This is a genomic window from Nitrospirillum iridis, from assembly GCF_014205765.1.
GTDB lineage: Bacteria > Pseudomonadota > Alphaproteobacteria > Azospirillales > Azospirillaceae > Nitrospirillum > Nitrospirillum iridis.
On record NZ_JACIIZ010000007.1, the window covers coordinates 37,609 to 61,006 of the forward strand.

Annotated in this window: 17 protein-coding genes; 10 read left to right on the plus strand and 7 right to left on the minus strand. The window is 66.7% G+C overall.

Annotated elements, in window-relative coordinates:
• Nucleotides 1-34: 34 nt before the first annotated feature.
• Genes FHS74_RS13540 through FHS74_RS13550 form a run of 3 tightly spaced genes read right to left on the minus strand, consistent with a single transcriptional unit; the run spans nt 35 to nt 4,263 of the window.
• Nucleotides 35-1,540, minus strand: a complete 1,506-nt coding sequence (locus FHS74_RS13540; protein ID WP_184801333.1) for a DHA2 family efflux MFS transporter permease subunit — start codon at nt 1,538-1,540, stop codon at nt 35-37.
• 12 nt (nt 1,541-1,552) lie between these two features.
• Nucleotides 1,553-2,749: an HlyD family secretion protein gene (locus tag FHS74_RS13545; RefSeq protein ID WP_184801335.1), complete on the minus strand. Its 1,197-nt coding sequence runs from the start codon at nt 2,747-2,749 to the stop codon at nt 1,553-1,555.
• A gap of 26 nt (nt 2,750-2,775) precedes the next feature.
• Nucleotides 2,776-4,263, minus strand: a complete 1,488-nt coding sequence (locus FHS74_RS13550) for an efflux transporter outer membrane subunit (protein WP_184801337.1) — start codon at nt 4,261-4,263, stop codon at nt 2,776-2,778.
• A gap of 210 nt (nt 4,264-4,473) precedes the next feature.
• Here FHS74_RS13550 and FHS74_RS13555 point away from each other — a divergent pair, with 210 nt between their 5' ends.
• The gene (locus FHS74_RS13555) at nt 4,474-5,076 is read left to right on the plus strand and encodes a TetR/AcrR family transcriptional regulator (RefSeq protein ID WP_184801339.1); all 603 of its coding nucleotides are present in this window, start codon (nt 4,474-4,476) and stop codon (nt 5,074-5,076) included.
• Between the two features lie 136 nt (nt 5,077-5,212).
• Here FHS74_RS13555 and FHS74_RS13560 read toward each other — a convergent pair whose 3' ends face one another.
• Nucleotides 5,213-6,454 carry an aspartyl/asparaginyl beta-hydroxylase domain-containing protein gene (locus FHS74_RS13560; RefSeq protein WP_184801341.1) on the minus strand — a complete coding sequence of 414 codons (1,242 nt, stop codon included), beginning with the start codon at nt 6,452-6,454 and terminating at the stop codon, nt 5,213-5,215.
• A 411-nt stretch (nt 6,455-6,865) separates the two neighbouring features.
• On the opposite strand from FHS74_RS13560, the gene FHS74_RS13565 reads away from it, so the two are divergent.
• Both FHS74_RS13565 and FHS74_RS13570 read left to right on the plus strand, forming a co-directional pair.
• Entirely contained in the window at nt 6,866-9,814 is a 2,949-nt protein-coding gene (locus tag FHS74_RS13565) for a TonB-dependent receptor domain-containing protein (RefSeq protein ID WP_343066916.1), read from the plus strand.
• A 197-nt stretch (nt 9,815-10,011) separates the two neighbouring features.
• Entirely contained in the window at nt 10,012-11,025 is a 1,014-nt protein-coding gene (locus FHS74_RS13570; protein WP_184801343.1) for an NADP-dependent oxidoreductase, read from the plus strand.
• Nucleotides 11,026-11,109: 84 nt separating this feature from the next.
• On the opposite strand, the gene FHS74_RS13575 is transcribed toward FHS74_RS13570, so the two are convergent.
• Nucleotides 11,110-11,541: a helix-turn-helix domain-containing protein gene (locus FHS74_RS13575; protein ID WP_184801346.1), complete on the minus strand. Its 432-nt coding sequence runs from the start codon at nt 11,539-11,541 to the stop codon at nt 11,110-11,112.
• A complete protein-coding gene (locus tag FHS74_RS13580) occupies nt 11,531-11,752 on the minus strand; it encodes a hypothetical protein (RefSeq protein WP_184801348.1) in 222 nt (73 codons plus the stop codon). The genes FHS74_RS13575 and FHS74_RS13580 overlap by 11 nt, the downstream gene beginning before the upstream one ends.
• 876 nt (nt 11,753-12,628) lie before the next feature.
• Between FHS74_RS13580 and FHS74_RS13585 the strand changes: the two genes are divergently transcribed.
• From FHS74_RS13585 to FHS74_RS13615, 7 genes are all read left to right on the plus strand, one after another.
• Nucleotides 12,629-13,141 (plus strand): CcdC protein domain-containing protein, encoded by a 513-nt coding sequence (locus FHS74_RS13585; protein WP_184801350.1) that lies wholly within the window; start codon nt 12,629-12,631, stop codon nt 13,139-13,141.
• Nucleotides 13,142-13,222: 81 nt separating this feature from the next.
• A complete protein-coding gene (locus FHS74_RS13590) occupies nt 13,223-13,939 on the plus strand; it encodes an MBL fold metallo-hydrolase (RefSeq protein WP_281384650.1) in 717 nt (238 codons plus the stop codon).
• Between the two features lie 24 nt (nt 13,940-13,963).
• Nucleotides 13,964-16,018: a tetratricopeptide repeat protein gene (locus FHS74_RS13595; protein ID WP_184801352.1), complete on the plus strand. Its 2,055-nt coding sequence runs from the start codon at nt 13,964-13,966 to the stop codon at nt 16,016-16,018.
• 348 nt (nt 16,019-16,366) lie between these two features.
• On the plus strand, nt 16,367-16,975 hold the full coding sequence (locus FHS74_RS13600; RefSeq protein WP_184801354.1) for a hypothetical protein: 609 nt from the start codon (nt 16,367-16,369) through the stop codon (nt 16,973-16,975).
• 213 nt (nt 16,976-17,188) lie between these two features.
• The gene (locus FHS74_RS13605; protein ID WP_184801356.1) at nt 17,189-19,426 is read left to right on the plus strand and encodes a tetratricopeptide repeat protein; all 2,238 of its coding nucleotides are present in this window, start codon (nt 17,189-17,191) and stop codon (nt 19,424-19,426) included.
• Between the two features lie 186 nt (nt 19,427-19,612).
• The gene (locus tag FHS74_RS13610) at nt 19,613-21,466 is read left to right on the plus strand and encodes a flagellin N-terminal helical domain-containing protein (RefSeq protein ID WP_184801358.1); all 1,854 of its coding nucleotides are present in this window, start codon (nt 19,613-19,615) and stop codon (nt 21,464-21,466) included.
• Between the two features lie 238 nt (nt 21,467-21,704).
• Entirely contained in the window at nt 21,705-22,166 is a 462-nt protein-coding gene (locus FHS74_RS13615) for a flagellar biosynthesis repressor FlbT (protein ID WP_211106294.1), read from the plus strand.
• A 180-nt stretch (nt 22,167-22,346) separates the two neighbouring features.
• Here FHS74_RS13615 and FHS74_RS13620 read toward each other — a convergent pair whose 3' ends face one another.
• On the minus strand, nt 22,347-23,381 hold the full coding sequence (locus FHS74_RS13620; RefSeq protein WP_184801362.1) for a 3-oxoacyl-ACP synthase III family protein: 1,035 nt from the start codon (nt 23,379-23,381) through the stop codon (nt 22,347-22,349).
• Nucleotides 23,382-23,398 lie beyond the last annotated feature (17 nt).

Sequence of the window (23,398 nt, forward strand, 5' to 3'; positions counted from 1 at the left end):
CGGCGGAGACCGGGCGGGGGCCGCGTCATGCGGATCAGTGCACGCCCGTGGTGTCGGCCACCCGGGTCGGCCGGGGCGCCAGCCAGATGACCAGCGCGGCGATGAACAGCGCCACCGCCACCCCCAGGAAAACCTGGTTGGTGGCCAGCATCACGCCCTGCGCCTGCACCAACTGATCCAGCCGACCGATGGAGAGGTCGCCGAACAGGACGTCGGGCCGCAGGAGATCCACCAGTTCGGCCCGGTTGCGGGTGGTGCTGTCCTCCCACACCGTATTGACCAGCGAGGTGGCGAAGGCGCCGGAGAAGGTGCGCAGGAAATTCATCAGGCCGGCCGCCGAAGCGGTCTCCGCAGGCTCGACACTGGCCAGCGCCAGGGACGTCAGCGGCACGAAGAAGAAGGGCATGCCGATGCCCTGGAGCAGCAGTGGCACCGAGACCTGGAAATAGGTCATGTCCGAGGTGGAACCGCAGCGATAGAGGGTGACCCCGGCCATCCACGCCAGCCCAAAGAACACCAGGGGGCGGGGGTCGACCTTGGCGGACAGCTTGGCCACCAGGGGCGCCAGGATCACCGCGGAGATGCCGGATACCGCGGTGGCGTACCCCGCCCAGGTGGCGGTGTATCCCATGTTGCTTTGCAGCCACAGCGGCGTCAGCACGGCGGTGCCGAAGAAGGCGCCAAAGCCCACGCTGATGGTCAGCACGGCGGTGGCGTAGCCCCGGTGCCGGAACACCCGCAAATCGACGATGGGCTGCGCCTCCGTCAGTTCCCAGATCATGAAGGCGCAGAAGCCGATCGCCGCCACGATGGCCAGCGCCACGATCTCGGTGGACGCGAACCAGTCCAGGTCCTTGCCCTCATCCAGCATGATCTGCAGGGCCCCGACCCAGACGATCAGCAGGCCCAGGCCCACCACGTCGAAGCGGGTCTTGAGCAAGGAGGTCTCGAACGGCTTCAGCAGACCCCAGCAGGCGACGGCGCACACCAGGGCGATGGGCACGTTGATGTAGAAGATATAGGGCCACCCCCAGCCATCGCACAGCGTGCCACCGAGGATGGGGCCCAGGATGGGCGCCACCAGCGTGGTCATGGCCCAAATGCCCATGGCGGCGGGCGCCTTTTCCTTGGGGAAGATGCGCAGCAGCAAGGTTTGCGACAGGGGCATGAGCGGCCCGCCGGCCAGACCCTGAAAGACGCGGAACAGCACCAGCATGCCCAGCGACTGGGCGAAACCACACAGCGCCGAAAATAGGCCAAATCCCAGCATGGCGGCCACGAAGGTGCGCACGGTGCCGAACCGCCCGGCCAGCCAGCCGGTCAACGGCACCGTCACCGCCTCCGCCACCGCATAGGAGGTGATGACGTAGGTACCCTGGCTGGAGGACACCGCCAGGCCGCCGGCGATGTTGGGCACCGACACGTTGGCGATGGTGGTGTCCAGCACCACCAGGAAATTCGCGGCAGCCAGGAGCAGGCCACCCAGCAGCAACTTGCCACCGGACAGCGTCGGGATTGCGTCGTCGGGTGCGTCGCTCATGATGCCCGTACCTCAGTTCTGGCCGTGGGCCGGTGCCGCCGGCGCGCCGGTATCGATGGTGACGTTCATGGACAGGCCCACCCGCAGCGGGTGAACGGCCAGTTCGCTGGGGTCCAGCAACACGCGCACGGGCACGCGCTGCACCACCTTGATCCAGTTGCCGGTGGCGTTCTGTGCGGGGATGAGCGCGAAGGCGGAACCGGTGCCGCCGGCCAGGCCCGCCACCTGGCCATGGAAAACAACGTCGCTGCCATACAGGTCGGCGGTCAGTTCCACCGGCTGGCCCGCGCGGACCTTGGCCAGCTGCACTTCCTTGAAGTTGGCGTCGACATAGGCCTGGGCCACCGGCACCACGCTCATCAGCATGGTGTCGGCCTTTACCCGCTGGCCGACCTGCACCTGGCGGCGGGCCACCACGCCATCAAAGGGGGCCCGCACCACCGTGCGGCCCAGATCCACCTTGGCCTGATCCACGCGGGCGCGGGCGGCCATGACCTCGGGATTTGTTTCCACCGTGCTGTCGGCGATCAGCACGGTGTTGGCCTTTTGCGACCCCTGGGCCGCCACGCGGTTGGCCACCGCCTGCGCCCTCGTCGCCTTGGCCACCGCCAGGTTCGCGCTGGCCGTGGCGAAAGCGTTCTGGGCGCTGGTCAATTCTTCCCCAGACACGGCACCCGAGGCCGACAGCGCCTTTCGCCGATCCAGGTCGATCCGGGCGCGGTCATAATCCGCCTGGGCGGAGAGCAACTGCGCCTCGGCCCGGGCGCCATCGGCCTCCCGCGCCGCCACTTGGGCCCCAAGGGCCCCGTCATTGGCGAAGTAGGCCCGCACGCGGCGTTCCGCCTGGCCCAATTGGGCCTCCGCCTGGGCCAACGCGATGCGGGCGTCGGTGTCGTCGATCACCACCAGGACGTCCCCCTTCTTCACCGCCTGGGTGTCCACCACCGGCACCGACCGCACCGTGCCATCCAGGGACGACGTCACCTGGGCCGCGTCGGCATTGACGTAGGCGTTGTCGGTGGAGACATAGCGCCGCCCCATCACCAGGCTGTAGCCGCCATACCCCAGGCCGGCCAACAGGACGACGGCCCCAAGTCCGGCGAACAGGCGTCCGCGCGCCGACCGGCCCGGCGCCGGCGACGCCAGCGGGTGGATGGTGGCCTCGATGATGTCTTCAGACGGGGTCGGCAAGCGGGAGGGCGTGGACATGGGGAGTATCCTTGGGAACGGACGGCTTAACGAGCGGCGACGGTGGTGGGAATCGCGGGGGAGGCGGCCAGGTAGCCACCGCCCAGGGCGCGGATAAGGGTGATGTCGAGGGTGAAGGCCCGGGACTCCAGATCCGCCAGGGCGCGGCGGTCGGCGATCAACGTGTCTTCCGCCGTCAGCACATCCAGATAGGTCGACAGCTTGCCCTCGTAGCGGGCGGTGGCGATGCGGTGGGCGTCACCCGCGGCGGCCAGGGCGTCGCGGGCATGGGCCAGGCGCGTCTCCAGGGCACGGGTGCTGACGGCGGCGTCGGCGACATCCTGCAGGGCCTTGGCCACCGTGCTGTTGTAGTCGGCAACGGCGGCGTCATAGTCGGCCCGGGCTCCCCGGTACTGCGCCGCCAGCGACCCGCCTTCGAACAGAGGCAGGCTGACGGCGGGCCCGATGCTGCCGATGGTGGCGCCGGACTTGGTCAGGGCGTTCAGGCCCAAGGTCTGCAGCCCGAAATAGGCGGCCAGGTTCACATTGGGATAGAAGGCGGCCTTGGCGCCATCGATGCGCCGGGCCGCCGCCTCGACCTTCAGGCGGGCGGCCACCACGTCGGGGCGGCGCCCCAGCAGATCGGCGGCCAGGCTGGTCGGCAGGCCAAAGGCCCGCAGCTGCGCCTTGGCCGGCGGTTCGATGGTCAGGCCCCGGTCGGGTCCCGCGCCGATGAGGGCGGCCAGCCGGTTGCGGGTGAGGGCGATGGCCTCGTCCTGGGCCGCAAGGTCGCCGCGGGCCGTGGCCTCACGCGCCTCCGCCTGGCGGACGGCACCCAGGGTTTCCAGGCCATTTTCCCGGCGCTGGCGCACCAGCGCCGTGCTGCGCGCCCGCACGTCCACGGCATCGGCCGCCGCCGCGCGGTCGGCCACCTGTTGCGCGAGATCGGCATAGGCCGCGGCGATGCCGGCTGACAAGGTCAGGCGGGCTTGTGCCACCTCCGCCCGGGCGGCTTCGGCCTCGGACGTGGCGGCGGCCAGACTGGCGCGGTTCTTCCCCCAGAAATCGAAGTCGTAGCTGAGGTCCAGCGTGGCGCGCGGCACCTCGTGATAGCCTTTGGGCACGAAGCTGGGCGGGAAAAGATACCGGTAGCTCTGCTTGTCCTCCGTCACCTGGGCGTTGGCGGTGACCTTGGGCAGCAGGGCCGCGTCCGCCTGGCCAGCCAGCGCATCCGCCTTGCGCAGGCGGGCCGCCGCCGCCGCGAGGTCCGGCGCGCCGGCCAACCCCTCTTCGATCAGGGCGTCCAACTGGCTGTCGCCATAGACGGCCCACCAGCGGTCCTGCGGCCAATCGGCGACGGGCTTTTGCGAAAAGCTGGCATCGGCGGCATAGCCGGCCGCCGGGCGGGGTGCGGGTGCCGGCCCCACATCGTCCGGCACCCAGGCGCAGGCGGCCGGCAGCAGCAGAGCGGCGGAAAGGAACAGCGAAACCGCCGGCGGCGAGCGGCGGCCGGAAGGGGAAGCGGGCGCGGGCATGGGAACCTTATCGGCATAAATGAACCGTACGGTTTGGTTTTATAGACTTGCGTCCGACCGCCGTCAAGCGATAAACGTACTGTACGGTACAGTTAAAAACGCCCGCCGCTTGCCGCCAACGAAAAGCCGGGGCAAGGTCGCCACCACCGCCCGCCGCGCGGAACGCCCAGGGCGCCGCCCGGCCCAGTCCTTTAGGAAACGCCCGACACCATGAAGGTGAAGACCACAGCCCGCCGCCAAGCCATCCTGGATGCCGCCAGCGCCCTGTTCCAGGAGGTGGGGTTCGCCGCCGCCTCCATGTCCGAGCTGGCCAACCGGCTGGGCGGGTCGAAGGCCACGCTGTACAGCTACTTCCGGTCCAAGGAGGAATTGTTCGTCGCCGTCATGGCTGAAGCCGGGGCGGAGATGAAAAAGGGCTCGTTCGAGTCGTTGGATCCGGATCGGGACCCGCGGGAGACACTGGTCAGCTTCGGTCGCATCTATCTGCGCTTCATCCTGTCACCCTGGGCCATCGCCATCCGCCGGGTCGCGGTGGCGGAGGCGGCGCGATCGGACGTGGGCCGGCTTCTCTATGAGAACGGCCCCAAGGTGGGCTGGTCGCTTTTCGCCGGCTATCTCACCCGGCTGATGGACCGGGGCCGCCTGCGCCGCGTCGACCCCGATCGCGCCGCCGCGCATTTCCGCGCCCTGATGGAAGCCGAACATGTGGACATGTTCCTGCTGAACGCCCGGGAAAAGCCGGACGACGCGGCCATCGACAGCGCGGCCGACGCCGCGGTCGACCTGTTCCTGCGCGGCTACGCCCCGGACTAGAGTGCGATCGGTTCAGATGGACGCATCTGAACCGTGAATTGCAATACGGAACAAAAGCTTAGAGTCCTTCCGGCGATTCAACGAAAGCCGGCAAGACTCTAAAGCCCATCAAATTATTTGGCGGACCGACGCTGGTTCAGAAACTGGAAAATCCGCCGCCTGAGCTCTTGGGTGTCAGCGGGGCGGCACCGAAGCCGCCGGATGGCGGCTGCGCCTGGAAATCGTCCATGGCCGCCATGACATGGGCGATGAAGTCCCGTTCGGCGGCGGACAGGCGTGGGCTCCAGATATCGAAGATCATCACCACCCGTACCTGGTCGCTGTCGTTCCAGGCCTCATGCTCGATGGTGTCGTCGAAGGCCCACCCCACCCCGACCTGCCATTCCCGCGTCACGTTGCCCACGCGGAAACCACAGCCCGGCGGCACCACCAAGGGCAGGTGCACCACCAGCCGGGTGTTGGCCACACCCGTGTGCGGCGGAATGCGGGTGCGGGGTTTGAGGATGGAAAACATGGCGGCTGGCGACCGGCGTATCATGCGGGGCTGGGGCATCTGCTCCAGCACGGCCATGGTCTTGGGACACCGGTCGGCGTTGCCGGCCACGGGCAGGCCCTGCTGCAGCAGGTGGAAGGCGCTCCACCGCGGGGAGTGGTTCAGTTCCGCCCACTGGTCCAGCGGCAGCCCGTCGGCATAGTCGATGTAGGGGACGAAGGCGTCGGCCAGCGCCTCTTCCGCCAGCACCGCCGACAGTTCCCGCTGGATGTCGGCGGTGGCGGCCTCAAGCGTCGGCAACCAGGGGCATTCGTCGCGATCATAGAACTCGATCGCCGGCAGGTCCGGGTAATGGTAGTGGGTCGGCTGCTGGGTATAGACCTTGCGCCGGCCCAGCATCTGGTCGGTGAAGAAGGCCATGCGCCGGGCGTCGGCGCTGGTGCCGCGGGCCGCCCCCTGATCGACCACGGGGCGCAGAAAATCGGCCATGTCCTGGATATGGGCGGCATGGGCCTTGCGCGCCTGATCCAACGCCCGCTGAGTCGGCGGATCCAGGTTCTGCTGCGTGTCGCCCATGGCGACGGCCAGGCCATAGGCCTCGCCCGCCTCGCGCTTGCGACCCAGGACCTGCAGCAGCGACGCCCGCATCAGCAGGCCCATGAACAACCGGGGTTCCATGGTCAGCGCATGCTCCACCGCCGCCAAGGCGTCGGCATGCCGTCCCATGGCGCGGCGTGCCGCCGCCAGGTTCAGCCACAGCGGCAGTTCCCGGGGCGCTTGGCGCAGCGCCTCCTCCAGGATGGCGTGCGCATCCGCGTAGTTACCTGATTTCATTGCCGCCATCGCCGCCGCGTTGGACCGCTGGGCTTGGACATCAGGCTGCATCGTTACTCCCCGCTGTAAGCGCCTTTACCCGGGCCATGGCAGCATAACTTTGACCGCAATGCTAGGGATGTGACCGCTAAGGCTCTGAAATACGCTTATTTGCCATATTGTTGTGCGAATTCTCCAAATGCCTTGCGCGAAACTGCATCTAAAAACGATGGCACGGATCAAATAAATCTATGCCAGTTACGAAGTAGTTACCAAAATCATGGTGCGTTATTAATATTAAGTGTCACTGAAACGTGACATTGACTCGGCATATGAGGAGCTCTTGTCGCCTTTAGTTGACGCTCGATTTTCACTCCTCAAAAACTCTGCTCCAAGCGATGCGGCGCCCGCGGGCTTTTTAACGCGGAATTGCCGACGTGACGGTCAAAACGCCGGTTCAGGCGGTTGGTTGGAGACAGGACAGTGAAGAAAATTACAAACCGGGGACGGTTACTCACGTCGACCATGCTGGTCGGTTCCATGGCGGCGGCGCTGATCGCCGGCTCAGCCGCGGCGGCGGATGATGACCTGCAGGAAATCGTCGTCACGGGCTCGCGCATCAAGCAGGCCGCGAACCTGACCAGCGACAGCCCGCTGACGACGGTCACGGAAAAGGAAATGAAGCTGCAGGGGACGACCAACGTCGAAACCATGCTGAACCGCCTGCCGGGCGTCACCGCCGACCAGACGCAGGGTGTGTCCAATGGCGCCAGCGGCACCGCCACCATCAACCTGCGCAACCTGGGCGCCTCACGCACCCTGGTGCTGATCGATGGCCGGCGCATGGTCGGCGGTGACCCCAGCTATCCCTACACTGACGTGAATTTCATCCCGGCGGCGCTGGTTGACAGCATCGACGTGGTCACAGGTGGCGCCTCGGCGGTCTACGGCTCCGACGCCATCGCCGGCGTCGTGAACTTCAAGATGAAGCGCGACTTCGAGGGCGTGAAGGTCGACTACCAGCTGTCGGCCGCCCAGCACGACAACAACAACAAGGAAGCGCAGACCGCGCTGAAAAGCTTTGGCGTGTCGATCCCGGGCAGCCAGTTCGACGGCTTCGTCCGCGACAGCTCCTTCATCATCGGCGCCAACGCCCCGGACAACCGCGGCAACGTGACCGCCTACGCCACCTACCGCTGGACGGAACCGGTGAAGCAGTCCAGCCGCGACTGGTCCGCCTGCTCCATCTCCGTGTCGGGCGATGACAACGACACCCACGTCTGTCAGGGTTCCAGCAACAACATCTATGGCCGCTTCCGCACCAACGGGTCGGGCACCGGCTATTCGCTGAATCCGGACGGCTCGAGTTCCTTCGTCAAGTACAACAGCAGCCTCGCCTACAACTACGGCCCGTACAACTACCTGCAGCGCCAGGATGAGCGTTACACCGGCGGCGCCTTCGCCCACTATGAGATCAGCCCGGCGTTCGACGTCTACACCGACTTCATGTTCATGACCGACCACACCCGGGCCCAGATCGCCCCGTCGGCCATCTTCAATTCCGCCCTGTACAGCATCAACTGCGACAACCCGCTGATGTCGTCGTCGGAAGCGACGGCGCTGTGCGGCAGCAATGCCGGCAGCAGCAGCGCGAGCTGGACGGGAACCATCGGCCTGCGCTTCAGCGGCTCGGGCAAGGAACGCTACGACGACATCCGCCACACCGACTATCGCTACGTCATCGGCACCAAGGGCGACCTGGGTGGCGGCTGGTCCTACGACATTTCGGCCCAGCACTCGGAAGCCATCTACACCGAGCACTACGAGAATGACGTTTCCATCTCCAAAGTCCAGAAGGCGTTGGACGTCGTCAGCGTCAACGGCGTGGCCGAGTGCGCGTCTTACGTGAATGGCACCGACACCAGCTGCGTACCGCTCAACATTTTCTCGCTGAACGGCATCAGCGACGCCGCCTGGAACTACATCAAGACGACGTCGTACAAGGAAGGCACCGTCACCCAGGACGTGGTCAGCAGTTCCGTCACCGGTGACTTCGGCCAGTTCGGCGCGCAGAGCCCCCTGGCCAAGAACCCGGTGGCCATCGCCTTCGGCACCGAATACCGCAAGGAAGGCCTGAATCTGAAGGTGGACGAGGAAAACGCCTCGGGCGACCTGGCGGGTTCCGGCGGCGCCACCCAGAACTCCAGCGGTTCCTATGACGTGAAGGAGCTGTTCGGCGAACTGCGCATTCCGCTGGTGGAGGGCCGCGAGTGGGTCAAGGAACTGTCGCTGGATGCCGGCTACCGCTGGTCGGACTACAGCTCATCCGGCAAGGTCGACAGCTGGAAGACCAGCCTGACCTATGCGCCCGTGTCGGACTTCAGCTTCCGCGGCGGGTATAACCGCGCCGTCCGCGCCCCCAGCATCCTGGAGCTGTATTCCACCCAGACCGTGGGCCTGACCTCGGCCTCCGACCCCTGCGCCGGTTCCAGCCCCTCTGCCACCCTGGCCCAGTGCGCCCGCACCGGCGTGACGTCGGCCCAGTACGGCAGCATCGCCGAGTGCACGTCCTCGCAGTGCAACGTCCTGTCCGGCGGCAACACCGCGCTGAAGCCGGAAACGGCCGACACCTGGACCATCGGCACCGTCATCACCCCGACCTTCCTGCGCAACTTCTCGGCCACGATCGATTATTTCGACATCCGCGTGACTGATCTGATCAGCACCCTGTCGGCCTCCTCGATCCTGAACCAGTGCATCAACACCGGCGACAGCTACTACTGCAGCCTGATCCATCGCGCCAGCAACGGCAGCTTGGCGTTGACCGGCGGTTACATCATCGACACCGAGATGAACACCGGCTACCTGAACGAGCAGGGCGTCGACTTCGGCATCAACTACCTGCTGGATCTGGAAGACCTGAACGTCGAGAACAAGGGGTCGGTGCTGTTCAGCTTCAACGGCACCTGGCTGGCCAACTACCTGGTCCAGCCCCAGCCGGGCGAAAGCGCCTATAACTGCAAGGGCCTGTTCGGCGTGACCTGCGGCCAGCCCACCCCGATGTGGCGCCACAACTTCCGCGTCACCTGGCAGACGCCATGGAACGTGGACCTGTCGGGCAACTGGCGGTACATCAGCGGCGTGAAGCTGGACCAGAACACCAGCAACGCCGTGCTGTCCGGTGATTACGACAAGGCTGACGGCCGCATCAATTCCTACAGCTACTTCGACATCGCCATGTCGGCCACCGTGTATGACCATTACACGGTCCGCTTCGGCGTCAACAACCTGTTCGACAAGGACCCGCCCATCCTGGACAGCAACGTCTACGGCATCGCCGGCACGTCCGTCTATGGCAACGGCAACACCTTCGCGGGCGTCTACGACACCCTGGGTCGGACCTTCTTCCTGGGCGTGACCGCCGACTTCTGATCGGCGTTCATTCCGACGACCAGACGAACGGCGGATCTTCGGATCCGCCGTTTTTCTTTTGGTGCTAGGTGGTTAGCTGAAGGGACCGCATATCGACTATTTTCGATATACCGGTTTCACGCGGTTGGGGTTAGGCTCCACCCCGCGTCAGCCAAGGCCGGGGCACACCGGCCCCCGATACGGGAGATATCCGCCCCATGAGCACCCCCACCAACCACCAGATCCGCCTGGCGGCCCGGCCCGTCGGCCTGCCCAAGGATAGCGATTGGCAGCGCACGGAAGAACCGGCGCGCGCCCCGGCCGAAGGCGAGGTTTTGGTGCAGACCCTGTACCTGTCGCTGGATCCGGCCATGCGCGGCTGGATGAACGAGGGCAAGTCCTACATCCCGCCGGTGGGCCTGGGTGAGGTCATGCGCGCTGGCGGCATCGGCCGGGTGGTGGCGAGTGCCGCCGCCACCTTCAGCCCCGGCGATTATGTCAGCGGCGCGCTGGGCGTGCAGGAATACGCCACGCTGCCGACCAAGGCCCTGACCCGGATCGATCCCGCCTTATCGCCCCTGCCGGTGCATTTGAGCGCCTTGGGCATGCCGGGCATGACCGCCTATTTCGGCCTGCTGGACGTGGGCCAGCCCAAGCCCGGTGACACGGTGGTGGTATCGGCCGGGACCGGGGCCGTGGGCGCCGTGGTCGGCCAGATCGCCAAGATCAAGGGATGCCGCACGGTGGCCATCGCCGGCGGTCCGGACAAATGCCGCTACGCCGTGGAAACCTTGGGCTATGACGCCGCCATCGACTACAAGTCCGGCGACATCCGCAAGGAATTGCGCGCCCACTGCCCCAATGGCGTGGACGTCTATTTCGACAATGTCGGCGGCGACATCCTGGAGGCGGTGCTGGCGCAACTGGCACGCAAGGCGCGCATCGTCGTTTGCGGCGCCATCTCGCAGTACAACAACACGACGGCGGTGAAGGGACCGGCGAACTACCTGGCCTTGCTGGTCAGCCGCGCCCGCATGGAGGGCATGGTGGTGTTCGATTACGCCGATCGCTATCCAGAAGCCGTGGCGGAGATCGCGGGCTGGATCAAGGAAGGCCGGCTGGTGTCCCGCGAGGACATCGTGGAAGGCGGAGTTGCGGCCTTCCCGGACACCCTGCTGAAGCTATTCAGTGGTGAGAATTTCGGCAAACTGGCCCTGAAGGTGGCCAGCTGAACCAGGACGCCGGGTCCGATTCCATCCACGCCAAGACGCGCCCCGGCGGCCCAACCGCCGCCGGGATCGCGACTTCGGTAAGGGTCAGGCCGAGGCCGAGGCCCAGGACGCACCACTGGCGGAACGCCCGGTGCTCGGCGCGTCGTCCCGATCATCGATCAGGGGCACGGCCTGCACGGTGATCGTGTTCAGGGTACGGCACAGTGTGCGCCCCCGTTCTGTCAAGTGCAGGGTACGGACCCGGTTGTCATGATGCAGGGTGCGTGCCTCCACCAAATCCGAGGCACGATTGCCGAAGCCGGTGGAGAGACGAGCCACGATACGCGACACCGTATGAGGTTGCGCGCGCAGCAGCAGGCCCAATTCCCGCAGGCTGATGCCTTCGTTCTCGCAGATATAAAGGAAACCGCAGGCTTCCAGCAGCGAGAACTGCTCGTCGACCGCCCGCATCGCTTCCATGGCCGCCAGCGGCGCACTGCGCTGCCGGTGGCGGTTATCATCCAGATTAGCTGTCATAGTGGTGCATGTTCCCCGTGTTGGAGGCCAGGCGCAGGGACGGCCGCACCTGGGAAGCCGCGCGCTGCTTCACCTGCGAAAAAGTGAGGTTGGCCTGAGGATAGGTGGCCATGATCGGTTCAAACAGGCGACGAATGGTCGCCTGGTGATCACCGGCGCCGACAAAATCCTCAGCCTCTACTTCAATGACGATGACGCTCTTGATCTTCATGTCTGCAAATCCACCTCTTTGGTGCGGCCATCTCCCGGTAGTGCCCCTTCCAGGAGGGCCAGCCGAACCGTCCGACAAAACGCCAGATTCCGCTGCCGCCTCCGCCGACCCAGACACCCATCCTTGCGATGGTTGCTAGATCAACTTAGTCAGTTGCAAAAATGGCACTCACAATCGCTCGGACCCAACGCACCGATGCAATTTCGCAACTAACGCCGAACCTGTGTCGAAATTCACATCGACACCGGCACCACCCCTTGGCACTTCAGCCATCTCTTCCGCAGGGCGGCGGGAATTAGGTGCGCTTTTGTCGTTATACGGACGGCCGATAAAAAGCTGTCGCTTGCAGGAACGATTAGCGCGCCGATTTTGTGGCGCCTCTGAAAGCGCTTCCACGCCGGGCTGGGCCGGCGCCTGCTTAGCCCGTTGGAGCCCGCGTTTGGAGCAGGGTTAACCGGTAATGCCTCGCCGCCGCCTGACAAGGCCACGGACGGGCCGCTTTTTTGATTGGAACCGCCATGGTGGCGGCATCCGGCGCTGGACATTAGCCGCTGATGGTGTCCCTGGTTGCGGCGGGTCCACGAGGGCCAGGGGGGCCGTGAGCAAGGCAGCCATGCACGGGAACCACGCCCGGCAGTGACGGAAGGGTGGGCGGCACCGGAGAACGCCCGCCTGGCGTTATGGCTCCCCGGCACCCTCTCAAGCATAGGCGAATGATCGAATGGCAATGGAGGTATCACACTTGGATAAGCCAAAGGGAACGGCGGCCCTCGGGAGGGGAGACCGCCGTCCCGCGTAAAAAAAGATTGAGGCGCCGGCCAGCCTTTCCCATGCTGGAACTGGATGGCGCGCTCACAAGGGATAGGCGAGGAAACCATGCAGCCTTTTATTCCTTATATTTTCATGGCGCTGGCCCTGATGCTGATGGCCCGCCGCACACGCGTGTGGCGCCGGGTGCGTCCCCCCCTCCTGGCCTTGGTGCCGGCTGTCATTCTGGCCTTGGCCGCTTTCTATGCCTGGGGCGCGCAACGTCTGGGGCCGCACATCACCCCCCGGGGCTGGCTGGCCATCGCCGGCGGCCTGGCAGCCGGCGCCGTCTGCGGTGCCGCCATTGGGCGCCTGGTCCACCTGGCCCACGACCCCGTCACCGGCCATGTCACCATGCGCATGTCCATCGCGGGTGCCATCCTTTTGCTGATATTGCTCGTCATCCGCCAGGGTGTGCGACAGTTGGGCCTGGACCCAGGCGCCGCCGGACCGGCCGCGGCCTTCAGCCCGCTGTCGGACGTGCTGCTGGCCGTTGCGGTGGGCACCGTGTTAAGCCGCCAATTCGTGCTGTGGCGACGCTGGCGCGACATCGCCACAGCCACCGCCCAGGCCCCCGCATGACCCCCTAAGCCTGGACCTGGAGCCCCCGGTCAGGGTATGACCGGGTATCACCCGCCAGCCCTGTCAGCGCCGAGGCCCCCCATGCCGGACCGTACCATTCCCCCCGGGCAGGATGCCGCCGGTACAACCGCGCCCGGCGCGCCGCCGCTGAAGGTCGCCATTCTGCCGGTGACCCCCTTTCAACAGAACTGTTCCATCCTGTGGTGCACGACCACCCGACGTGCGGCAGTGGTCGACCCCGGCGACGGGGTCACCCAAATCCAGGAATTCCTGGCGCGCCAGGGCCTGACGCTGGAGCGCATCCTGGTCACCCACGGCCATGTCGACCACGCCGCCGCGGTGGCCGACCTGATGGCCCAGACCGGGGTGCCGGTGGATGGCCCCCAGCGGGAGGACAAGTTCTGGATCGACCGTCTGCCCGAGGACGGCGCCAAATATGGCATGCTGTACGCCAAACCCTTCACCCCCACCCGCTGGCTGGATGACGGCGACACGGTGAGCGTCGGCAACCTGACGCTGGACGTGCTGCACTGTCCCGGCCATACCCCCGGCCATGTCGTCTTCTTCCATGCGGCGTCGCGCTTGGCCATTGTCGGCGACGTCATTTTCCAAGGGTCCATCGGACGCACCGATTTCCCCCGGGGCGACCATGGCGCCCTGATCCGCTCCATCCGCGAGAAGCTGTTCCCCTTGGGTGATGACGTCACCTTCCTGCCGGGACATGGCGAGCCGTCGACTTTCGGCCAGGAGCGGCTGAGCAACCCCTTCGTCTCCGACCGCGCCGTGGCGCGCGGCTAAGCGGCCGCCGGCGGAGCCGCGCCCATGGCCAGCATCGCCCAAGCCCTGGAAGAAGCCCTGCGCCATCACCGTGACGGCGCCCTGGGCCACGCGGAGGTGATTTACCGCCGCATATTGGCGGTATCGCCGGAGGAAGGCGACGCCCTGAACCTGCTGGCCGTGCTATGCTTGCAGACCGGCCGGGCGGGGGAAGCGTTGAGCCTATCCACCCACGCCACCCAGGTAACCCCGGACGCCCCATCGTTCCACGTCACGCGCGCCGACGCCGCGGCGGCCACAGGCCAGCCCGCGCTGGAGGCCACATGCCTGGCCCAGACCCTGGCGCTGAATCCGGCGGCACCGCAAGCGGCATCCTGGCAGCGCCGGCGGGGCCGCGCCCTGGTGACGACGGGGGATATCCCGGCCGGCCTGCAGGCCCTACGGTCGGCGGCGGCGTTGGCGCCCGAGGACATCGACATCCTGGACGATCTGGCGGTCATGCTGAACCGTGCCGGCGCGCTTGACGAAGCGGAAACCCACTTCATTGAGATCCTGCGCCGGCAACCGGGCCATGCCGGCGCCACCCGCAACCTGGCCAGCCTGTGGCTGAACCGCGCCGCGAGCCATCTGGCGGCCGATGAACCTGCCGAGGCGGCCGCCCTGGCCCGCCGGGCGGTGGACCTGGATCCCGGCCGTCGCGACGGCTGGGCCCGCCTGGGTCTGGCGCTGATGGGATTGAACCGCCCGCAGTTGGCCGGCGACGCCCTGCGGCGCGCGCTGCCCCTGCCCGGACCGATGGACGAGACGGCGGAAATCCTGATCAACCTGGGCTTCACCGAGACTCGTCAGGGTCGCTTCGCCGAAGCGGAGGCCGCGCTGGCCCAGGCGCTGGCCCTGGCACCTGGCCGGGTAGAAGCATTGAACCACAAGGGCATCCTGCTTCATGCCCAGGGCCGTCTGGCCGAGGCGGCGGAGGTCCTGGGCCGCGCCATCACCGCGGCCCCCCATGATCATCGGCCCCTGACCAACCTGGGCACCGTGCTGCGGGACCTGGGTGATGACCAGGCTGCCGAGACCCATTATGCCCGGGCCCTGGCCCTCGCGCCGGATGAGCCCGCCGTGCACTGGCAGCGGTCGTTGGCGCGCCTGATGGCGGGCGACATGGCCGTGGGCTGGCGGGAGTATGAATGGCGCCACCGTACGGGCCAGATGGGCCCCTTGGATCCCGCCTTGGCCGCCATCCCGGAATGGCGCGGCCCAGGCCACCAGGGCCGCGCCGGCCTGCGCCTGCTGCTGCATGCCGAACAGGGCCATGGCGATACCCTGCAATTCGTGCGCTACGCCCCGCTGCTGGCGGCGGCGGGCGCCCGGATGGGACTGCGCCAGGTGGGATTGAAAGTGCAGCCGGCGCTGACGCGGTTGATGGCGTCCAGCTTCCCGGGGCTGACCATCCTGCCAGCCGATGCCCGGCCGGACCCGGCTGACTGGGACGCCCGAATCTCCCTCATGGGACTGCCTTACCGCCTGGGCACCACCCTGGACACCATTCCCGCCGACTGTCCCTATCTGACCCCGCCACCCGGGAACGGGTGGCGAACCCGGTTGGCCCAGACCATACCGGCAGGCTCGCGGGCGGTGGGACTGGTCTGGGCGGGGGACCCCCGGCCGGATGATCCGGTATCGGCCTTGATCGACCGGCGGCGCAGCCTGGCGCTGACCGCACTGGCCCCCCTGGCGACCGTCGGCGGCGTCCGCTTCATCAGCCTGCAAAAAGGTGCGCCGGCGGGGCAGGCGTCCGCCGCACCGTTCCCCCTGCTGGACTGGACGGCGGAGTTGCGGGATTTCGCTGACACGGCCGCCCTGGTGGCCTGCCTCGATCTGGTCATCACCGTGGATACGGCGGTGGCCCACTTGGCTGGCGCCCTGGGCCGGCCGGTTTGGGTATTGTCGCGCGCGGACGGGTGCTGGCGTTGGTTGCGCGATCGGGTGGACAGCCCCTGGTATCCCTCGATGCGGCTCTATCGCCAGCAGGACTGGGATGACTGGTCCACCACCGTCCGACAGGTTGCCGACGATCTGGTTGCACTGACAGGTCATTGAAAATATTGACTTAAACCAGGTACGCCACGGGCAACGGCAGCCGGGCGCCATCGCCTTGATCGCGCTCAGGGTGGGGTGGGGTCCTATCCTGACGGTAGAGTTGCGAAAAAAATTTGTGCGACGGCGTCAATTTTGTTAAAGTTGTTGTTGAAAAATTTACTGTGGCGTGAATCCGCCACCCCCGCCCACCCTCTCCCCGGCTTTTCCTAAGGACACGTCCAAAGGAAGACCCCCTGGAGCCAAAGGTGGAATAAGGGGATTGAACCGATGTCTTCCTGGCCTGCGGCGTCCTTCTATTGAGGGGACGGCGAATATTTCCCATTGTCTCCTAACCAAGGACCCGAGTCCATGGCACTGGATGGCGTGTTAAGCACTGGCTCCCTGTATGCGCAGGTCCCCAACGGGAACCTGACGGCGGCTTATGCCTCCAGCGACACCGCGACTGAAACAGCCGGCAATGCGGCCAGCGGCGGGACGAGCGCCGGCGCCACCCGTGCCGGTGGGACGGGATCATCGGAAGATGCGGCCTCCCGGTTTTCAGCACCCGCCTACATCAGTCCTGTCGTCAATTATGACAGCCAGGCGGCCATCGCCGTTACCGAGTTCCGCGACAGCGTGACCGGTGCCGTGGATTACCAGATCCCGTCGCGTCAGGTGGTGGAGCAATACCGCCTGCGGGCCGCCGGCTCGCCACGCTACCAGGGTGGCACCACCCTTTTACCAGCCGAGGTGACGGCCCCATCGCGCGACCAGCCGACAGCCGGGGGGGCACCAGACCGGACGGCCAGCACGGGAAGCGGAACGGCGGGCACCGCGGCGGGCGGAACGGATGCCGGGTCCGGCACGTCCACCGCCGGAACAGGCGCCAGTGGCGGATCGGGCGGTGCCGTGATCAGCCCCACCGTGGCCGCCATCACCCTGGGTGCTGCGGCGGCGTCCGTGAACGTGGTCGCCTGACCTCCCGCCTCGGCTTCTCGTCATCCCTCGGCCGGCTATTGTGGGCCGCGTTTAATCGGAACCACCGCCGGCTATAGCTCAGTCTGTCCGCGAGCAGATCGCCTGCTTTCCGCTTCGCCGGGCATCCCGAACCTCCCCTTCCGCTATTTGCTTTGAACCGGGCGGCCGCTACGGCGATGCTGCGGGGCACGCAGCATGAGGACCGGGCGCACCATGGCCACCGTTGAACAGGCGCTGAAGCTGGCGCTGGAACACCATGAGGCCGGCCGCCTGGCCGAAGCCGAGATTCTCTATGGCCGTGTGGTGGCTGTGGCCCCCGGCCACGTGCAAGCGCTTTATCTCTGGGGCATGGTGGCCCATCTGCGGGGCGACGACAACGCGGCCGTGACCCGGCTGGAGCGGGCCCGCCGCCTGGCGCCGGACGCCGACGCCATCCTGACCCTGTTGGCCGCCGCGCAGCAGGGCCTGGGACGGCGGGACGCGGCCGAAGCCCTGTATCGGCAGGTGCTGACGACCGAACCCGGCCACGCCCAAGCCGCCGGTGCGCTGGGCGCGCTGCTGCTGGCCGCAGGCCGGCCAGCGGAAGCGCTGGCCCCTTTGGCCACGGCCATGGCGGGAGCCCCTCAGGCGGCGGAACACCCCTACGCGCGCGCGCAAGCCCTGGACGCCCTGGGGCGGCAAACGGAAGCGACAGCGGATTACGAGGCCACGCTCCGCCTCGCTCCCGGCTTCGTGCCGGCCCAGGCGGGGTTGGGGTTGGCGCTTGACCGGCTGAGCCGGCCCGATCAGGCGGCCGCGGCGCTGGAGCGGGTGGTTCGGGCGGTCCCTGCCGGCCATCCGCAGGCCAGCCACCCACAGGTGGCCGCCGCCCGTGCCGCGCTGTCCCGCATCCAGGAAACACGCGCCACCCTCTTGCGCGATCAGGGACAGCCCGATGCCGCCATTCCTGTGCACCAGCAGGCGTTGGCCACACTTCGCGACGGCGGGCTGGCCCCGGCCCCAGACCTGTGGAACAGCCTGGGTGTCAGCCAGTTGGCGGCGGGCCGGGTGGCCGACGCGGTGGCGGCCTTCCAGGCGGCCGTGGACGCCGATCCACGCTACGGCGAGGCGCTGTCCAACCTGGGCAACGCGCTGAAGGCGGCCAAGCGACTGGATGAAGCCGTCGACAGCTACCGCCGGGCGCTGGCCCTGTTCCCCAGGGTGGCGGAGATTCATACCAATCTGGGCACCGCGCTGGCCGAGTTGAGCAGGCCCACGGAGGCCCTGGCCGCTTATGAGGAGGCGGTGCGCCTGAACCCCGCCTTCATTGGCGGCTGGCTCAACGTCGGCATGGGCCGGCGGGGGGTGGGCGACCTGGACGGCGCGGTCGAGGCCTATGGCCGGGCGCTGGCGCTGGACCCGAGCTTCCACCGCGCCTGGACCGCCCTCGGCGCCGCCTTGTACGATCTGGGCCGCTTCGAGGACGCGGCCCAGGCGGCGGAAAAGGCCCTGGCGCTCAAACCCGACAGCGTGGAGGCCAACTGGAATCTGGGGCTGGTGGCGCTGCTGCTGGGCCGCCATGCCCAGGGGTGGCCGCTCTATGAATGGCGTCGCCACAGCCGCACCAACCCCTTGCGCACGTTCGACGTCCCCGCGTGGGACGGGGCGCCGTTTCCGGGACGCACCCTGCTCGTCCATATCGAACAGGGGCTGGGCGACATGCTGATGATAGCGCGCTATCTGCCACTGGTGGCGGCGCGGGGGGGCCGGTTGCTGGTGGAAACGCCACCGGACCTGGCGGCCCTGTTCCAAGGCATGGTCCAACCCGGCCGGCTGGATCTGGCGCCCACCGACCGCCCCCTGCCCCCTTTTGATCTGCAATGCCCGGTCATGAGCCTGCCGGGACTGTTCCGCGCCGGTATCGACCCCATCCCGGCCGGGGTCCCCTATCTATCGGTGGACGAGGGCCGCCGGACCCACTGGCGGGACCGGTTGGCTGGCGGCGGCACCCTTAAGGTGGCGCTGGTCTGGGCGGGCAACCCCAATTTCACCGGCGATCGCTGGCGGTCGCCCCGCCTGCCCGCGTTCGCCCCGGTGCTACGGGTGCCGGGGGTGCGGTTCTTCAGCATACAGATGGGGGATGGGCGGCGTGATTTGGAAGGTGCCGACCTGCCGGCGGGGTTCACCGATCTTGGCCCCGACATCGCCGATTTCGCCGACACCGCCGCCATCCTGACCGAAGCTGATCTGCTGATCAGTTCCTGCACGGCGCCTGTGCATTTGGCCGGTGCCCTGGGCCGGCCGGTGTGGGTCGTTTTGCCGCAGGCGCCCGATTGGCGCTGGGGCCTGGGCGCCTGTGATAGCGCCTGGTACCCAACCGCCCGCCTCTTCAGACAGGAGGGCCGTGGCGATTGGCGGGCCGTGATGCGGCGTGTGGCCGGCGAGCTGACGGAATTGGCCGGGTTGCTTTAAGAGATTTTCAATGATCGGGGATATATTCAGGTCTGGCGGTGAGGCACGGCATGACGGTAACCTTGATTGAAGCGGACCCGATATCTAAAATTTTATCAATCACGCCTTGACTCCACCGCCGAAACACGTCATCTCTAAGGCTGTCCGAAAAATTCGGGCGACTCATACCCTCCAAAGGAGATTATTATGTCTGACGCCGTTCAGCTTTCTTCCAGCATGCGGACCAACCTGCTGCTGCTGCAGCAGACGAATACGTCTACCGCCAAGCTGGAAAACCAGCTGTCGACCGGTAACAAGGTCAACACCGCCCTTGACGGTCCGACCGCGTATTTCGCCGCGCAGAGCCTTAATCAGCGCGCAAGCGATCTGTCCACCCTGAAGGATGCGATGACGCAAGCCGTCAGCACCATCAAGGCGGGTAACCAGGGCATCACCTCCGTTCAGTCTCTCGTTGGCCAAGCCCAGGGCTTGCTAACCAGCGCCTATGCCAACTTGGGCACCGACGCGAGCTCCATTTCGACTCGTAAGTCCCTGGCGACACAGTTCAACGCGATCAAGGACCAAATCGACAAGCTGGCTGGCGACAGCGGCTATTCAGGCAAGAATCTCGTCGCCGGCAACGGCCAAGGCTTCGCCGCGACGTCCACGTCGGTGGCGACGGCCAACTCGATCACGGCGATTTCGAACGCCAAGGTCACGAACATCGTTTCGGCCGACACCTACTCGATCCGCGTCAGCGGCACGGGTGCCGTCACCGGCGCCGCCGGCGACATCGCCGACGCCCAGACCAATCGCGGCCTGTTCGGCCTGAAGGTGTCCGGTACGCTGAGCAGCACCGCCGGCAACTTCTCCGACGTGTCGATCGCCATCCGCGGCGCCGTGGGCCAGACCCGCAGCGTGGTGGTCACGGAAGGCGACGAGTCGCGGACCATCAACTTCTTCGACAACACCCAGTCCGTCTCCAACACGTTGAGCACCGCCGGCACCTCCGGCGTCAAGCAGCTGTCCACGCTGACCATCACCGGCAACGTCGATCAGGGCGATACCTTCACCGCCACGGTCAACGGTCGCACGTTCACGTACAGCGCCTCGGCCGGTGACGTGACCGCCACGGACTCCGCCAGCCGTGAAAACGCCGTCGCCAAGGGTTTGCGGGCCGCCGTCAACTCGGGGCTGGCCGCCTCGGGCTACACGATCGGTACGGTCAGCGGCACCACCAACACCTTCACCATCCAGGCGCAGTCGGCGACCGGTACCGCCAACACCTTCACCCTGGGCACCTCGGCGTCCAACGCCCTGACCAAGGACATCTCCCTGTCCTTCTCGTCCGGCACCGTGGTTTCGTTCACCATCGACCGCAAGTCGCTGGAAGCGCTGGGCACCGCCGGCAACGGTACGTCCAGCATCGAAAAGAATGTGGACATTTCGGTGACCGCGACGGACCTGAACGGCGTCTCCGTGACCCGTTCCGGCGCCAACGAGCGGGGCAGTGCGAAGCTGGCGGATGGTGAGAACGCCTTCGCCTTCGATACCGGCACCGTTCGCCTGAACGTGGCCGCAAAGAACGTCCTGCAGGCTGCCAGCGCAAGCGGTGCCGCCAACATCTCGACCGCGCAGACCACTGCGGCCGGGACGCAGAACGATCTCAGCGTCCAGTTCAACCAGAACAACACTAGCGGCCTGACCGTGGCGGCGACTAACATCACCACCTCGGGCCAGGGCCTTGCCATCGACTATGCCCAGAACGACTTCCTGGACCGTTCGGACATTGACAAGGCGCAGGCCCAGCTGACCAACGCCACCAACGTTCTGCGCTCCGCCTCTCAGACGCTGAGCACCAACCTGAACATCATTCAGACCCGTTCGGACTTCACCGACGCGTTCAACAATGTGTTGCAGGACGGCGCCAACAACCTGACGCAGGTCGACCAGAACGCCGCTGGCGCCCAGTTGCTGGCCCTGCAGACCAAGCAGTCGCTGGGTGTCACCACCCTGTCCTTGGCCAACCAGGCTCAGCAGTCCATCCTCAAGCTGTTCTAATAGACCAGCGAGCGCCTGGAAGTACGAAGGTGGCGGACGGCAACGTCCGCCACCTTTTTTTTGGGCCCTTCTTTTTGGACACGACGGTTTTTTGGTGACCGGACGGGGTCGGCTGCCGTAATTCGTACAGGGTGCGCATAGGATCGCCAGCCGTGGTGATCCCATCCGTTTAAGGTTTGCCCGGGTCAGGTTCCCCCGATCTGGATTCGGGTTTGGGTACAGCGTCTCCAAGGAAGGAATGCCCCCCGTGCCACTGAAACTGGTGCTACGCCCGGGTGAGAAGCTGATCGTCAACGGCGCCGTCATCGGCATCGGCGATCATCCCGTTTCGTTGTTCTTCTACAATAAGGTGAATTTCCTGCGTGGCCGGGAAATCCTGAAGGAAGAGAACTGCGACACCATCGAAAAGCGGCTCTATTTCATCATCCAGCTGATCTACATCTTCCCCGAAGATGCCGCGACGAACATGGAGCATTTCGGCACCATCCTGGAAGAAGCCCGCATCCAGCATCCGGATAAGGCCGCCTTGTTCGATGAGGTGCGGTCCTTGGTGCAGGAGGGCAACAACTACCGCGCGCTGAAGCTGTGCCGGAAGCTGTTCGATATCAAAGAAACGGCCGACGCCCCTGCGGCGCCCAGGCCCCCGGTGGAGGTGGTGCGCCGCCGCCGCCGGATCCCCGCCCCTGCGGCCGAGGAATAACAGCGGCACGAGATTCTGACTCGCGCCGCTGTAGCCCGCGACTGCGGGCCCCGGAGCTTTCCGGGGAGCGTAGCGGACTGGAAAGCGAGGAAGCCAAGCGACCGGATGGTCGCGACCGGCGATTGAGGGACGGCATTTGACCGGTCACGATCAAATGCCGTTGATAAGACCGCCCCCGACTCAGGTGGGCAATACCAGCGTTTCGCAGACGGTCAGCGGCCCCAGGGTGGCGGCCGCCGTGGCCCACGACCACCCCACCCCAAACCCGGACAACAGCACCCGCACGGGACCGGCCTTGAGTTCGGCCGCCACCGCGTCGGTCAACGCCAGCGGAACCGACGCGGAGCTGGTATTGCCGTGCCGGGCCAAGGCCAGCACAAGCTGCTTGTCCACGGCCCCGATCTTCTGCCCCAGCCGGCGGATCATCATCTCATTGGCCTGGTGCAAGACGACCCGGTCGACATCGGCAACGGCCCAGCCCGCGGCCGCGAGCGTCGCCGCTATGGCCGCCGGCACCTCGCGCAGGGTGAAGGCGAACACCTGGGTTCCATCCATGAACAGGCGGGCCGGCGTTTCCGGTGCCCGCATGGCCCCCCCTGCCACCATCAGATAGGGGGCACCGGCGCCATCGGTACCAAGATCGATGGTCATGGGCGGTGCCGTGGTATCGATTTCCAGCGCCGTCGCGGCGGCGGCATCGCCGAAGAGCGGCGCCACCGCCCGGTCGTCCGGGTCAAGGATACGGCTGGTGGTGTCGCCCGCCAGCAACAAGGCGCGGGCCGGCCGGCCATCGGCCCGGGGCAGCAGCGACGCCAGGGCCGACCCCGCCGCCCACAAACCGTAAACATAGCCCGAACACCCCAGGGACAGGTCGAACGCCGCCGCCGTCTTGGGCAGGCCCAGGCGGCGCTGCATCAGGCAAGCGGTGGCCGGCAGCACCTGATCATGGGTCTGGCTGACGAACACCAGCAAATCTATGCTGTCGGCCGACCACCCCAAACCATCCAGCAGGGCTTGCGCCGCCGGCACCGCCAGATCGGACGTGCACTGGTCGGCCGTCACCAGATGACGGGCGTGGATACCCGTGGCCGCGGCCAAGCGGCGGGCGGCGTCCTCACCGAAGCGGGCGGCCAGGGCGGCCGTATCCTCCACCCGCGCCGGCAATGCCGAGACGATGCCCCGCACCGCCACGCCGTTCAACCGGGCCAACGCCATGCATTCCCTCCCCTCAG

Bases quoted from the DNA above. Each gene is read 5' to 3' on its own strand.
- FHS74_RS13620 (WP_184801362.1), bottom strand. From the start codon at position 23,381: ATGGCGTTGGCCCGGTTGAACGGCGTGGCGGTGCGGGGCATCGTCTCG.
- FHS74_RS13550 (WP_184801337.1), bottom strand. From the start codon at position 4,263: ATGCCCGCGCCCGCTTCCCCTTCCGGCCGCCGCTCGCCGCCGGCGGTT.
- FHS74_RS13615 (WP_211106294.1), top strand. From the start codon at position 21,705: ATGCCCCCCGTGCCACTGAAACTGGTGCTACGCCCGGGTGAGAAGCTG.
- FHS74_RS13540 (WP_184801333.1), bottom strand. From the start codon at position 1,540: ATGAGCGACGCACCCGACGACGCAATCCCGACGCTGTCCGGTGGCAAG.
- FHS74_RS13560 (WP_184801341.1), bottom strand. From the start codon at position 6,454: ATGCAGCCTGATGTCCAAGCCCAGCGGTCCAACGCGGCGGCGATGGCG.
- FHS74_RS13595 (WP_184801352.1), top strand. From the start codon at position 13,964: ATGGCCAGCATCGCCCAAGCCCTGGAAGAAGCCCTGCGCCATCACCGT.
- FHS74_RS13610 (WP_184801358.1), top strand. From the start codon at position 19,613: ATGTCTGACGCCGTTCAGCTTTCTTCCAGCATGCGGACCAACCTGCTG.
- FHS74_RS13605 (WP_184801356.1), top strand. From the start codon at position 17,189: ATGGCCACCGTTGAACAGGCGCTGAAGCTGGCGCTGGAACACCATGAG.
- FHS74_RS13590 (WP_281384650.1), top strand. From the start codon at position 13,223: ATGCCGGACCGTACCATTCCCCCCGGGCAGGATGCCGCCGGTACAACC.
- FHS74_RS13555 (WP_184801339.1), top strand. From the start codon at position 4,474: ATGAAGGTGAAGACCACAGCCCGCCGCCAAGCCATCCTGGATGCCGCC.
- FHS74_RS13575 (WP_184801346.1), bottom strand. From the start codon at position 11,541: ATGACAGCTAATCTGGATGATAACCGCCACCGGCAGCGCAGTGCGCCG.
- FHS74_RS13570 (WP_184801343.1), top strand. From the start codon at position 10,012: ATGAGCACCCCCACCAACCACCAGATCCGCCTGGCGGCCCGGCCCGTC.
- FHS74_RS13580 (WP_184801348.1), bottom strand. From the start codon at position 11,752: ATGAAGATCAAGAGCGTCATCGTCATTGAAGTAGAGGCTGAGGATTTT.
- FHS74_RS13600 (WP_184801354.1), top strand. From the start codon at position 16,367: ATGGCACTGGATGGCGTGTTAAGCACTGGCTCCCTGTATGCGCAGGTC.
- FHS74_RS13585 (WP_184801350.1), top strand. From the start codon at position 12,629: ATGCAGCCTTTTATTCCTTATATTTTCATGGCGCTGGCCCTGATGCTG.
- FHS74_RS13545 (WP_184801335.1), bottom strand. From the start codon at position 2,749: ATGTCCACGCCCTCCCGCTTGCCGACCCCGTCTGAAGACATCATCGAG.